12 protein-coding genes are annotated in these 12,797 nt (G+C 53.7%); 6 read left to right on the top strand and 6 right to left on the bottom strand.

Translation table 11 applies throughout. The features are described 5' to 3' along the window. Nucleotides 1–34: 34 nt before the first annotated feature. The 6 genes from AC3CB2_RS04045 to fabD form a co-directional block, all read right to left on the bottom strand. Nucleotides 35–925 carry a YicC/YloC family endoribonuclease gene (locus tag AC3CB2_RS04045; protein WP_352930706.1) on the bottom strand — a complete coding sequence of 297 codons (891 nt, stop codon included), beginning with the start codon at nucleotides 923–925 and terminating at the stop codon, nucleotides 35–37. 224 nt (nucleotides 926–1,149) lie between these two features. Beyond that, a complete protein-coding gene (gene mltG, locus AC3CB2_RS04040) occupies nucleotides 1,150–2,325 on the bottom strand; it encodes an endolytic transglycosylase MltG (protein ID WP_008551878.1) in 1,176 nt (391 codons plus the stop codon). Nucleotides 2,326–2,517: 192 nt separating this feature from the next. After that, on the bottom strand, nucleotides 2,518–3,783 hold the full coding sequence (gene fabF, locus AC3CB2_RS04035; protein WP_041768465.1) for a beta-ketoacyl-ACP synthase II: 1,266 nt from the start codon (nucleotides 3,781–3,783) through the stop codon (nucleotides 2,518–2,520). Between the two features lie 153 nt (nucleotides 3,784–3,936). After that, nucleotides 3,937–4,173 carry an acyl carrier protein gene (locus tag AC3CB2_RS04030; protein ID WP_008551920.1) on the bottom strand — a complete coding sequence of 79 codons (237 nt, stop codon included), beginning with the start codon at nucleotides 4,171–4,173 and terminating at the stop codon, nucleotides 3,937–3,939. A gap of 274 nt (nucleotides 4,174–4,447) precedes the next feature. After that, nucleotides 4,448–5,185: a 3-oxoacyl-[acyl-carrier-protein] reductase gene (gene fabG, locus AC3CB2_RS04025; protein WP_014285323.1), complete on the bottom strand. Its 738-nt coding sequence runs from the start codon at nucleotides 5,183–5,185 to the stop codon at nucleotides 4,448–4,450. 115 nt (nucleotides 5,186–5,300) lie between these two features. Beyond that, on the bottom strand, nucleotides 5,301–6,254 hold the full coding sequence (gene fabD / locus AC3CB2_RS04020; RefSeq protein WP_352930709.1) for an ACP S-malonyltransferase: 954 nt from the start codon (nucleotides 6,252–6,254) through the stop codon (nucleotides 5,301–5,303). A 496-nt stretch (nucleotides 6,255–6,750) separates the two neighbouring features. On the opposite strand from fabD, the gene rpsF reads away from it, so the two are divergent. The 6 genes from rpsF to radA all read left to right on the top strand — a co-directional run bounded on the left by rpsF (nucleotide 6,751) and on the right by radA (nucleotide 12,728). Continuing rightward, nucleotides 6,751–7,173 (top strand): 30S ribosomal protein S6, encoded by a 423-nt coding sequence (rpsF, locus tag AC3CB2_RS04015; RefSeq protein WP_008551844.1) that lies wholly within the window; start codon nucleotides 6,751–6,753, stop codon nucleotides 7,171–7,173. A 6-nt stretch (nucleotides 7,174–7,179) separates the two neighbouring features. Further along, on the top strand, nucleotides 7,180–7,425 hold the full coding sequence (gene rpsR, locus AC3CB2_RS04010) for a 30S ribosomal protein S18 (RefSeq protein WP_008552033.1): 246 nt from the start codon (nucleotides 7,180–7,182) through the stop codon (nucleotides 7,423–7,425). A 150-nt stretch (nucleotides 7,426–7,575) separates the two neighbouring features. After that, nucleotides 7,576–8,181 (top strand): 50S ribosomal protein L9, encoded by a 606-nt coding sequence (gene rplI, locus AC3CB2_RS04005; protein WP_008551838.1) that lies wholly within the window; start codon nucleotides 7,576–7,578, stop codon nucleotides 8,179–8,181. A 336-nt stretch (nucleotides 8,182–8,517) separates the two neighbouring features. Continuing rightward, complete coding sequence (locus tag AC3CB2_RS04000) at nucleotides 8,518–10,005, top strand: replicative DNA helicase (protein WP_014285321.1); 1,488 nt, start codon at nucleotides 8,518–8,520, stop codon at nucleotides 10,003–10,005. Between the two features lie 135 nt (nucleotides 10,006–10,140). Then, entirely contained in the window at nucleotides 10,141–11,292 is a 1,152-nt protein-coding gene (gene alr / locus AC3CB2_RS03995) for an alanine racemase (RefSeq protein WP_352930712.1), read from the top strand. A 32-nt stretch (nucleotides 11,293–11,324) separates the two neighbouring features. Further along, the gene (radA, locus tag AC3CB2_RS03990; protein ID WP_008551956.1) at nucleotides 11,325–12,728 is read left to right on the top strand and encodes a DNA repair protein RadA; all 1,404 of its coding nucleotides are present in this window, start codon (nucleotides 11,325–11,327) and stop codon (nucleotides 12,726–12,728) included. The last annotated feature ends 69 nt before the right edge of the window (nucleotides 12,729–12,797 follow it).

The following is a 12,797-nucleotide window of genomic DNA, read 5'->3' as shown; positions in this document are numbered from 1 at the left end:
TCTTTTGCTTTTCTGCGTTTACAGCGTCTGCATCTTATTCGATGTTCTGTGTCTGCTCACGAAGCTGATCGATCACAGTCTTCAGCTCCAGTCCAATTGCGGTCAATTCCACACTGTTGGATTTTGAGCAGAGGGTGTTTGCTTCGCGGTTAAATTCCTGTGCCAGGAAGTCGAGGCGACGTCCGATTGCGCCCCCCTTTACGAGCAGCTCGCCAACAGCTTCTACGTGGGCGTAGAGGCGGTCCAGCTCTTCGCGGATGTCTGCTTTCGTGGCAAGGATTGCTGCTTCCTGATGGAGCCGCTGTGGATCCAGCTGGCTGCTTGCCTCTATCAGTTCCTGAACCTGCGCTTCAAGGCGGGTGCGGATAGCTTCCGGGCTGCGGGATGGCAGAGTTTCAGCTTGCTTGGTGAGCGCGTCGATGGTGTCGATCTGGCCCTTCAGCAGCGTTGCAATGGCACTGCCTTCGCTGCGGCGCATATCCACCAGTTCATTCAGAGCTTCATCGAAGGAAGACAGGAGCGCTGTGATCTGAGCGTTTTTCTCTTCTTCGCTTTCTTCCGCCTCTTCAAACTCCAGAACGCCCTTGTAACCAAGGATACCGTCGAGAGTTGGTTCCGGTGCATCCGGGAGGCGATCACGCAGGATGGAGATGGCTTTGAGTACCTGCTCCAGAGCTTCTTCATTGACCACCAGAGCCGTATCGGACTGGGAGCGCTGCATTTGCAGGCCTACAGAGACGTTACCGCGCTTCAGTTTGGCTGCAAGACGCTTGCGAACTTCTGCTTCAACGCCATCCAGCCCCTGAGGCAGACGCAGGCGCGCATCGAACCCTTTGCCGTTGACGGAACGAAGCTCCCACACCCAACGTGTCTCTTCGTAGCTGCTTTCCACGCGGGCAAAGCCGGTCATGCTAGCCAGTGCCATCCCTGAAACTCCTTTTGCGAGCATTACCCGTTTTTGGTGATGCTCATAATCTATCTGTATCGGAGCAAAGCATACTCAGCGGGCTTAAGATTCCCATGAGCTATGTCGTTCCTGCCCTCACGCGCACCCATAATTTGTCGTTTGGCGGTGCGCTCTAGCAAAAAGCCTGCCCGGTGTCATTCCTGGGCAGGCTTTTCTTATTTTTGTCCTGCAAGGCTAGCAGATCAGTTGTTTTTCTTTTCTGCGGCCTGCTTTGCGCGGATCTCTTTTTCGACCTTGCGCCAGTTAGCAACATTGCGCTGATGCTGTTTGTAGGTTTCAGCGAATGCATGACCGCCAGTTCCATCCGCAACGAAGTAAAGATCCTTCGTACGGGCCGGGTTTGCGACCGCCTCCAGAGCAGCCACACTCGGGTTGCCAATTGGCCCCGGAGGCAGTGCCTTGATCTGGTAGGTGTTGTACGGGTTCTTTTCCTTCAGCATGGAGCGAGTGATCGCAGAGCGGTCTTTTGTCCATGCATCACCACCAAACAAGCCGTAGAGGATTGTCGGGTCAGACTGCAGCGGCATGCCTTTACGCAAGCGGTTGACGAAGACAGACGCAACGCGTGGGTGCTCATCCACCTTGGAGGTTTCTTTCTCCACGATGGACGCGAGGATCACGAGTTCTTCCGGTGTATCGATCGGCAGACCTTGCGAGCGCTTCTCCCAGATGCGGGCAATGTGCTCGTCCATGGACTTTTCCATCTGCTCGATGATGCGCGCCTTCGTGGTGCCACGTGTGAAGGTGTAAGTTTCCGGCAGCAGAGAGCCTTCTGCAGGGATTGCAGAGATCTCGCCAGTCAGGATCTTGTTGGCATTCAGGCGGTTGATGATCTGAGCGCTGCTCCAGCCTTCCGGGAACGTCACGGAATGGTACACAGCACGGCCACCAACAAGGTCTTCCATGACAGTCTTCATGGAGATCCCCGCCGGGAATGCGTATTCCCCTGCCTTGATCTTGTTTTCGTTCTTGAACAGGCGTGTGCCCGCTTCAAACACGAGAGAATTGGTGATGACGCCTTCGTCTTCCAGCTTGCCAGCAATCTGCGGCAGGCTCATTCCGCTCGCGACAATGAAGAGCTTTTCTTCTGTCAGCGGACCAGCGGCATCAAACTCGCCCTTGCCCCAATACAGCGCAGCACCGGCAACGATGATGCCGAGGACTGCCATGGAGAGTAGGAAGTTGATGGTGATGACGATAGGATTACGCGCATGACGTGAGCGCGGTGGAGGTGGTGGCGCAGCTTCCGGCTGAATGGCGCGACTTGGACTGCGCGGTGCAGACGGACCACCCGGCTGAATATGAAGATCAGACTGATCCTGAGGCCCATTTGAGTTGTCTTCAGGCGATTGAGCCATATTAACCCTCTATATGGGAGCGCAAAACAAGCGCTCCATCATTAGCGTACCTAAAACCGAGAACATGCCCTGTTTTCGGCGATACACTTTAAATACTCATTACAGAGCCTAACCCATTCGGGAGCCGCAATATAAAAGGCCAGATTCCGCCGTACGGAGTCTGGCCCTTTTTTCCATTGTCAAAAAAGCGATTTATGCTTCGACTTTTTTGAGAACCAGAGACGCGTTTGTGCCGCCAAAGCCAAATGAGTTAGACAGAGCGTAGTTAATCTCCATCTTCTTGGCTTTATTAGGGACCAAGTCGATCTTAGTTTCAACTGATGGATTATCAAGGTTGATGGTTGGTGGAGCAATCTGATCACGGATCGCCAAAGCGGTGAAGATCGCTTCCACTGCACCAGCTGCACCCAGCAGGTGGCCGATTGCAGATTTTGTGGAAGACATGGTCAGAGAACCAGCATCTTCACCTGCAAGACGCTCAACAGCACCCAGCTCGATCTCATCACCCAGTGGGGTGGAGGTGCCGTGTGCGTTGACGTAATCAACATCACCGAGAGAGATGCCAGCACGCTTCAGTGCAGCTTCCATGCAGCGGTAGCCGCCGTCACCATCGGATGCTGGTGCGGTGATGTGGTATGCATCGCCGGACAGACCGTAGCCAACAACTTCAGCGTAGATTTTTGCACCACGTGCTTTTGCGTGCTCGTATTCTTCCAGAACAACGATACCTGCGCCCTCACCCATTACAAAGCCATCACGGTCTTTGTCGTATGGACGGGAACCTTTTTCAGGCTCATCGTTGTAGCCGGTGGACAGAGCTTTACAGGCGTTGAAGCCTGCGATGCCGATGCGGCAAACAGTGCCTTCCGCACCACCTGCAACCATCACATCCGCGTCACCAAATGCAACAAGGCGTGCAGCATCACCGATTGCGTGAGCACCAGTGGAGCAAGCTGTTACAACAGAGTGGTTTGGACCTTTAAGGCCGTGTTTGATGGAAACGTAGCCGCTTGCCAGGTTGATCAGACGACCTGGGATAAAGAACGGGCTTACGCGGCGCGGGCCTTTTTGTTCCATCATAAGAGCTGTGTCAGCGATCCCCTGAAGGCCGCCAATACCAGAACCGATGAGCGTACCAGTGCGGCACTTGTCTTCTTCGGTTTCAGGCTTCCAGTCTGCATCTTCAATGGCCTGATCAGCAGCTGCAATCGCGTAGACGATGAATGGGTCTACCTTGCGCTGCTCCTTCGGAGCCATGTAGTCATCTGGATTGAATGTGCCATCGGTGCCATCACCGCGCGGGACCTGACAAGCAATCTTGGTTTGAAGATCTTCGGTCTCGAAGTTTTCGATGCGACCTGCACCGCTTTTGCCTTCAAGAATTCGTTGCCATGAAACTTCAGCCCCGTTGCCAAGCGGGCTGACCATGCCAATGCCTGTGATAACGACTCGACGCATATTTCCTGCACTTTAATTAGAATGGCGCTGCCAGCCTCATCTGTCGCTTTTTGGAGGACAAAGTGTCTCTCGCTGCGACGGGCATGCAGCTTAAAAGAAAACAGGCGCGGCGAGCGCTAATGACCCACCGCGTGCCTAGCTTTTTAAACAGGATTAGCCCTGCTTGGATTCGATGAACTTTACAGCATCGCCAACAGACTGAATGGTTTCAGCAGCATCGTCTGGAATTTCAACGCCGAATGCTTCTTCGAAAGCCATTACCAGTTCAACAGTGTCCAGGCTGTCTGCGCCCAGATCGTCGATGAAGCTTGCAGATTCGACGACCTTGTCAGCCTCTACGCCGAGGTGCTCGACAACGATCTTCTTTACCTGTTCTGCAACATTGCTCATTTTAAGTCCTCAATTGGTTTTCAAGGTAGTGTTTCGGTCCGCTTCGCGGGGCCTTATTTCACTCGGCACCCGTGTTGCACACTCTGGTTCTTTTGAAAAGACGCAACGGCCTATATGTTAAGCCGCTTCCAAAGAAAACCGCAGCTTTTCCGTTCCTCTTTCCAAGAGGTCACTTCTAATCGGCGGGTTCCTAGCACAATTAGCACTGGTTTACCAGCCGCCAGTAGTGATTGCCCCATTTGTACAAGGGACGGACCGGCTGCGTATTTCTTCGTTAAATCATCGCCATACCGCCATTCACGTGCAGTGTCTGACCGGTAACGTACGCTGCTTCATCACTTGCGAGATAAACAGCTGCACCTGCGATTTCATCAGCAGTGCCCAAACGACCCGCTGGAACGTTGCCCAGGATCGATTCGCGCTGCTTTTCGTTCAGCTCGTCGGTCATCGCGGTAGAGATGAAACCTGGAGCAATTGTGTTTACGGTGATCTTGCGGGAAGCCACTTCCTGCGCCAAAGACTTGGACATGCCGATCATGCCAGCTTTTGCTGCGGAGTAGTTCACCTGACCTGCGTTGCCGGTGACGCCAACAACAGATGTGATACCGATAATGCGGCCCTGACGACGCTTCATCATGCCTTTGATTGCTGCGCGGCAGATGCGGAAAGTGGCGGAAAGGTTCACTTCAAGAACCTGATCCCACTCTTCGTCTTTCATGCGCATGAAGATATTGTCGCGGGTGATGCCTGCGTTGTTCACGAGAATGTCGAGGCCGCCCATCATTTCTTCAGCAGCTGGAACAAGCGCGTCTACGCTGTCACGGTCAGACAGGTTTGCTGCTTTGATGTGGACGCGATCGCCCAGATCAGATGCCAGCGCTTCCAGCTTTGCTTCGCGGGTACCGGACAGGGTCACGGTTGCGCCCTGTGCGTGAAGTGCGCGTGCAATTGCTTCACCAATGCCACCGGTCGCGCCGGTTACAAGTGCGCTTTTACCTTCTAAATTGAACATGCCGTTGGTCTCCTCGGCTTTAAATCCGTTTAAAGAAAGCTCATAGGGAGGAACTATGGGTTCCGTCTATACGCGCGGCAAAATGCGGCGCCTATGAGCCTTCAAAATCTGTGTATTAGCTCTCAGCGCCTTCAAGACGCGCAACGAGTGCATCAATGTCTTCTGCTGTGTTGACTGCAACACCTTCCAGAGACTTCACGATGCGGCGCACCATGCCGGTCAGCACTTTGCCGGTGCCGATCTCAACAAGAGTGGACACACCGTTGTCTGCCATCCAGCTTACAGATTCGCGCCAGCGCACGGTACCTGTGACCTGCTCAACCAGACGGGTGCGGATTTCTTCCGGATCGTTGATTGGAGCTGCCAGAACGTTTGCAACGAGCGGAACTGCTGGTGCCTTGATTTCGACTTCAGCCAGCGCCTTTGCCATTGCGTCTGCTGCAGGCTGCATCAGGGAGCAATGGAACGGTGCGGATACAGGAAGAAGAACAGCGCGGCGTGCGCCCTTGCCTTTAGCGATCTCACAGGCGCGCTCTACAGCTGCCTTGTGGCCGGACACAACAACCTGACCGGTCGCGTTGTCATTAGCGGCCTGACAGACTTCGCCTTGCGCAGCTTCCTGCGCCACTTCCATCGCCTGATCGAAGTCCAGACCAAGGAGAGCTGCCATTGCGCCCTCACCTACGGGGACTGCCTTCTGCATAGCATCACCACGGATGCGCAGCAGGCGTGCAGCGTCAGCGATGCTCAGGGAGCCAGCTGCTGCCAGTGCAGAGTATTCACCAAGAGAGTGACCAGCCACGAAGCTAGCAGCTTTGGACAGGTCAACACCTTTTGCCTCAAGCACACGCATGGTGGCGAGGCTGACAGCCATCAGAGCTGGCTGGGTGTTTGCAGTGAGGGTCAGCTCGTCTGCCGGACCTTCCCACATGATCTTGGTCAGAGACTGACCGAGAGCTGCATCAACTTCCTCAAATACAGCGCGCGCTTCCGGGAACGTGTCGGCAAGTTCCTTACCCATTCCAACCGTCTGGCTACCCTGTCCGGGAAATGTAAATGCAATAGTCATTTATAAATAGCTCCGTCGCATTCCAATTGCGTCAAATGTGGGTGTCCCACTTTGTATTCCAAGATGGGGCGGCTATAAATTCAGCAAATACGTGCAAATTATGACCGCCGCCAAAATAAGTAGCAGTCCAGATGCCCTATGGGTTAGCTGCCTGCACCTTCAAGAAACCTAGGGGAAACCTTGGTTGCCTGCGTATTCATCGGGGCGACATGAGCCGTCTTGCAAGCGCAATGTCAAGGCTGCATCTGGAAAAAAGGCATTTTTCCCCGACAGGACTTGTCTTTTACAGGGGATTGGCTATAAAGCCCCTCTCGTTTCCGGTATTTGGCCGGAGGCTTAAAGGAAGGCAGCCCTTATAAGGACTGTAGGAATCGAAGGATTTCCGGCTTCCCGTGTCTCCGCTCTTGTGAAACATCTTCTTGCGGCCTTTTTCTGAGGGCCATTCGAAGGGGCTTTGCGCCGATACCGGGATTGTTAAACTCAGAAAGGCAATCACATGGCGCTCTATGAGCACGTGTTCCTGGCACGCCAGGACATTTCTACCCAGCAGGTTGAAGCCCTCGTTGAGCAGTTCAAAACTGTTCTCGAAGAAAACGGCGGCAAAGTCGGCAAGATCGAATCCTGGGGTCTGCGCACCCTGACCTACCGCATCAACAAGAACCGCAAGGCTCACTACATTCTGATGAACGTAGATGCACCTCACGCGGCTGTTGCTGAGATGGAACGTCAGCAGGGCCTGAACGAAGACATCCTTCGCTTCATGACCATTCGCGTAGAAGAGCTGGACGAAGAACAGTCCGCTATGATGCAGAAGCGTGATCGCGATGATCGTCGTCGTGGCGATCGTAATGATCGTGGCCCACGTCCAGATCGTGGTCCTCGCCCAGATCGTCGCCCTGAAGCACCTGCAGCGGAGTAATTGAAAATGGCTGAATCTTCATCCGCAGGACGTCGTCCATTCTTCCGTCGTCGTAAGACCTGCCCATTCTCCGGTGCAAACGCTCCGAAGATTGACTACAAGGACATCCGTCTTCTGCAGCGCTACATCTCTGAGCGCGGCAAGATCGTTCCTTCCCGTATTACCGCAGTGTCTGCAAAGAAACAGCGTGAGCTGGCTCGTGCCATCAAACGCGCTCGTTTCCTCGGCCTGCTGCCTTTCGTAATCAAGTAAGTCTTGATTATTGGGTCAGGGTGCTTTGCATCCTGACCTTTTTCATGATTTCGGCTCCGCCGGAATCACGGTTGAGAGACTGATCGCGATCGCGACGCCTCTCTCTAACTGCGGAACACTCTTTCCGCAGGACAGCAAAGGAGAAATTCCATGAAAGTTATCCTTCTTGAGCGTGTGGCTAAACTTGGCCAGATGGGCGACACTGTAACTGTTAAAGACGGTTACGCTCGTAACTACCTTCTGCCACAGGCAAAAGCTCTGCGTGCTAACAAAGCTAACCTTGAGCGTTTCGAAAACGAACGCGCTCAGCTGGAAGCTCGCAACCTTGAGCGCAAGACCGAAGCAGAAGCAGTTGGCGCAAAGCTGGCTGGCGAAAGCATCGTTGTTATCCGCGCTGCTGGCGAAACCGGTCAGCTCTACGGTTCTGTTGCTACCCGCGACATCGCAGGTCAGCTGACCGAAGCAGGCTTCACCGTTGTTCGCTCCCAGGTTTCCCTGCGCGCGCCAATCAAGACCATTGGTCTGCACGAAGTATCCATCGTTCTTCACCCTGAAGTTGAAGTTGAAATCTCTGTTAACGTTGCTCGTTCTGAAGACGAAGCTGAGCGTCAGGCAGCAGGTGAAGACCTCACCGTACAGGACGACGACGCTTTTGAATTCGACGAAGATCTTGATGAAGATGAAGATCTCGAAGAAGGCGAAGAAGCAGCTTCTGAAGAAGCTGGTGAAGGCGAAGAAGAAGAAACTGAAGAATAATTTTTCTTCATTCCTCTATGAAAAAGGCGGGGTCTCTGACTCCGCCTTTTTTGATGCCTTACACCTGACAGAATCGGCAAAAACTCCTCTGATTCTGTTCCTCAAAAAAGAGTTTGTTAATAATTGTAGTTGGGGCGAAAATCCCTGAATACAGCTGATTTTAAACAAAAAATCTAAGCTTTTCTCGCGTTTGGAGAGTGTCGACTGTCAATTGGCAACCTGCAATTTTCCCCGCTGATTTAATTTTGTTAAAGAACTGGGCTTAAGGTGTTCAGAGCCTCTTTTCCTGTTCAACGAATGGCTGTACTCAGGGTGCCAAGCGGCACGAGGGGCGGAATGAAGGGCACAGTCCAAAAATTAGAAAAGGCTAGTGAGACCATGCGTGTGGTCCCACATAACGCCGAAGCGGAGCGTCAGCTTCTTGGCGCCATCATGGTGAACAACGAGACCTATTACCGTGTCTCGGAGTTCCTGGAAGCTCGGCATTTTTTCCTGGCACCCCACAAGGATATCTACGACAAGTGCGGGGCACTTATTAAGGCTGGCAAGATTGCCTCGCCTATTACGCTCAAAACGTTTTTCCCGGCAGATGAGAAGATCGCAGACCTGTCTGCAACTCAGTATCTGCTGCGTCTTGCAGGTGATGCGACTTCCGTGATCAATGCGGAAGACTACGGCAAGACCATTTATGATCTGGCGACTCGCCGTAACCTGATCACCATTGGCGAAGACATGGTGAACATCGCTTATGACGCGCCGATCGACATGCCACCTTCCTCTCAGATTGATGATGCAGAGCGTCGTCTGTTTGAACTGGCGGAAACCGGTCGTTCTGACGGCGGTTTTCAGGACTTTGGCAGCGCGCTGACTGAAACCATTGAGATGGCGGCAGCTGCGTTCCAGCGTGAAGGTGCGCTTTCCGGTGTTTCCACGGGCTTGCGCGATCTGGACAAGCTCATGGGTGGCTTGCAGTCTTCAGATTTGATCGTACTGGCTGGTCGTCCTGCGATGGGTAAGACATCGCTGGTTACCAACATCGCTTATAACATTGCCGAGAATTATCAGACCGAAGAGATGCCTGATGGCACTGTACGGACTGTAAATGGCGGCGTTGTTGGCTTCTTCTCTCTGGAGATGAGCGCCGAACAGCTGGCGACTCGTATTATCTCCGAGCAGACCGAAATCTCATCCTCCAAGATTCGCCGCGGCGACATCAACGAGATTGAATTCGAGAAGCTTGTGGCTGCGACTCAGCACATGCAGCACGTTCCACTGCACGTGGACCAGACCGGTGGTATCTCCATCGCTTCCCTCGTCTCCAAGGCACGCCGCCTGAAGAGACAAAAGGGGCTGGACATGATCGTGGTGGACTATATCCAGCTTCTGACAGGTTCTTCCAAGAACCAGGGCAACCGCGTTCAGGAAATCACAGAGATCACCACGGGTCTTAAGGCGCTGGCGAAGGAACTCAATGTTCCGATTATCGCCCTCTCCCAGCTCTCCCGTCAGGTTGAAAACCGTGATGACAAACGTCCTCAAATGTCTGACCTTCGTGAATCCGGTTCGATCGAGCAGGATGCGGACGTGATCATGTTCGTGTATCGCGAAGAGTACTACATGGGCAAAAAGGAACCGCCTGAAGGTACGCCTGAGTACGAAGAGTGGAACGCCAAGATGGAACAGCTGCGCGGCAAGGCGGAAGTGATCATCGCCAAGCAGCGTCACGGACCGACTGGTATTGTGGATCTGCAGTTCCAGGGTGAGTTCACCCGCTTCTCTGATCTGGCAGATGACGCCCATATTCCTGACAGAATTATGGAGTAAGGCAGGATCATCCTACTGAATTAGCGATTGACCCGGAGTTACGCGCATCAGTTGTGCAGTGCTCCGGGTCTTGCTTTTTTATTGCTCTGATTTTTTGTAGGTTACTGGGCATTCAAAGAATCTGAAGGCATTCGCGTGACACATTCTGCCGCTCCTACATCTGACCGCCTTGCTGTTTCTGCTGGCGGCGCTGCAAAACTAACCATTGACCTTACTGCTCTACGCTCCAACTGGTGCTATTTGAACGGCAAGGTCGGAGACGGTTGCACCTGCGCAGTGGTTCTGAAAGCCAATGGCTATGGAACAGGTGCAGCGGAAGTTGGCAAAACACTTTATCACGCCGGTGCCCGCGTCTTTTTCGTTGCTCTTCCTGAAGAAGGCATTGAGCTGCGCAAAGAACTGCCGCACGCTGAAATCTACGTGCTCAACGGTTTGTTCCGTGATCGCGAGAAGTTCTATTACGATTTTGATCTGAAGCCCGTGCTCAACAGCCTTGAAGAAGTTGCTGAATGGTCTTCCTTTGCACAAAGCCTGCAAGAGGAGTTGCCAGCTGCGCTTCACTTCGACACCGGTATGCACCGGCTGGGCATGTCCATTGGTGACGCCCTGCAGATTGGTGAGTCGGCTCATCTTCTGAAAGGCATCCGGATTGATCTGGTCATGAGCCATCTGGCCTGTGCCGATACACCGGACCATGGACTCAATGAAAAGCAGCTTAATCGGTTCCAGCGCGTGTGCGAGTTGTTCCCTGAGGCGCGCAAGTCTTTGAGCAACTCAGCTGGCATCTTCCTGGGTGACGATTACCATTTCGACATGGTTCGCCCAGGCATCGCGCTTTATGGAGGTAATCCAGTTCCGGATGAGACCAACCCAATGCTTCCGGTGGCGCATGTGCAGGCAGAGATCATCAGTTTGCGCGAGGTTCCACATGGTGATCCTGTGGGTTATGGGGCTTCCCGCGTAACACCGCGAAAAAGCCGAATTGCAACCATAAATGCCGGATATGCGGATGGTCTGCACCGGCTGGTTGGAAGCTCTGATGACCAGCCCAATGGTGCGCGGGTTTACATTGGTGGGCACTTTGCGCCGATCTTTGGCCGCGTCTCCATGGACATGATTGCAGTTGATGTGACGGACATCCCTGAGGAGCATCTGTCACGCGGGGCCCCTGTTGAGATTATGGGGGCGCATGTAAACGTGGATGAACTGGCAGAATTTGCGCAAACCATCCCATATGAATTGCTGTGTAGCCTTGGAGCACGCTATACACGCCACTATAAACGCTAGCGAGAGAACACTGGCAGGAACCTGAATTCGATATGGCGAAACGCTCCCTTTCATTTGTCTGTCAGTCCTGTGGGGCAACCACACTTAAATGGGCAGGCCGCTGCGAATCTTGCGGCGAATGGAACACAATTCAGGAAGAACAGCAGGCCGGTGGCATTGGTGCAGGCCCTAAAACGGCTTCCCGCGCCAAAGGGCGCGTTGTTCCGCTGGTTGGATTGTCTGGAGAGACCAAAGAGGCTCCCCGTATCATCACCGGTGTGGCCGAGTTGGACCGCGTGACTGGCGGCGGCTTTGTTAAAGGCTCTGCGCTGCTTGTTGGCGGTGATCCTGGAATCGGTAAATCCACCCTTCTCACTCAGGCCAGTGCGCATCTGGCGTTTCAGGGACACAACATCGTTTATATCTCTGGCGAGGAAGCGGTGGATCAGGTGCGTCTGCGTGCCGAACGCCTTGGCCTTCGTGATGCGCCGGTTCAACTGGCTGCCGAGACCAGTGTCGAAGATATTCTGACAACGCTGGAAGACAAGAAGGGGGACGAGCGCCCTCACCTTGTGATCATCGACAGTATCCAGACCCTCTGGACCGAGATGGCCGATTCTCCTCCAGGAACGGTGACACAGGTTCGCGCTTCTGCTCAGGCGCTGGTGCGCTTTGCCAAGAAGACCGGTACTACCGTTGTGATTGTTGGCCATGTGACCAAGGATGGTCAGATTGCAGGTCCGCGCGTGGTGGAGCACATGGTTGATGCGGTGCTCTACTTTGAGGGCGACAACGCTCACCAGTACCGCATTTTGCGAGCGGTGAAGAACCGCTTTGGTCCGACGGATGAAATCGGCGTCTTTGAGATGTCTGATATGGGGCTACGGGAAGTAAAGAATCCCAGTGCTATGTTCCTGAGTGAACGTAGCGCAACTGCTCCAGGTTCAGCCGTGTTTGCCGGTATAGAAGGTACGCGGCCATTGCTGGTGGAAATGCAAGCGCTTGTGGCCCCTTCTCCGCTTGGCACACCGCGCCGGGCGGTGATCGGGTGGGACAGCGCGCGCCTCTCCATGATTTTGGCCGTGCTTGAAGCGCGCTGCGGTGTTAAGTTCGCTCAGCATGACGTTTATCTGAACGTTGCTGGTGGCCTAAGAATTAATGAGCCAGGAGCTGACCTCGCCGTTGCGGCAGCTTTAATCTCATCGCTTAGTGGGGTTGCTCTTCCCCTCGAATGCGTCTATTTCGGCGAAATCAGTCTGTCTGGTGCAGTTCGACCAGTAGCCCAGGCTGCTTCCCGATTGAAGGAGGCGCAGAAGCTTGGATTTGGTCAGGCGGTAATCCCTGACGGGAATATGAAGGAAGGCTCTAACGCTCTCGGTCATGTCAAAGGACTTGAGGAGCTTGGAGATCTGGTAGCAAATATTGCCGCCAGTGCGCAGAAAATGGAAAACGCTTAAGGGTTTAACCTAGGCTGATTTTAACCGGCAGGCATTTTTGTTGGTTTGCCTGCCAGTCAAACAAGGGAC

Source organism: Pseudovibrio sp. SCP20 (genome assembly GCF_057774105.1).
This window is presented reverse-complemented; position numbering and strand designations above follow the sequence as displayed.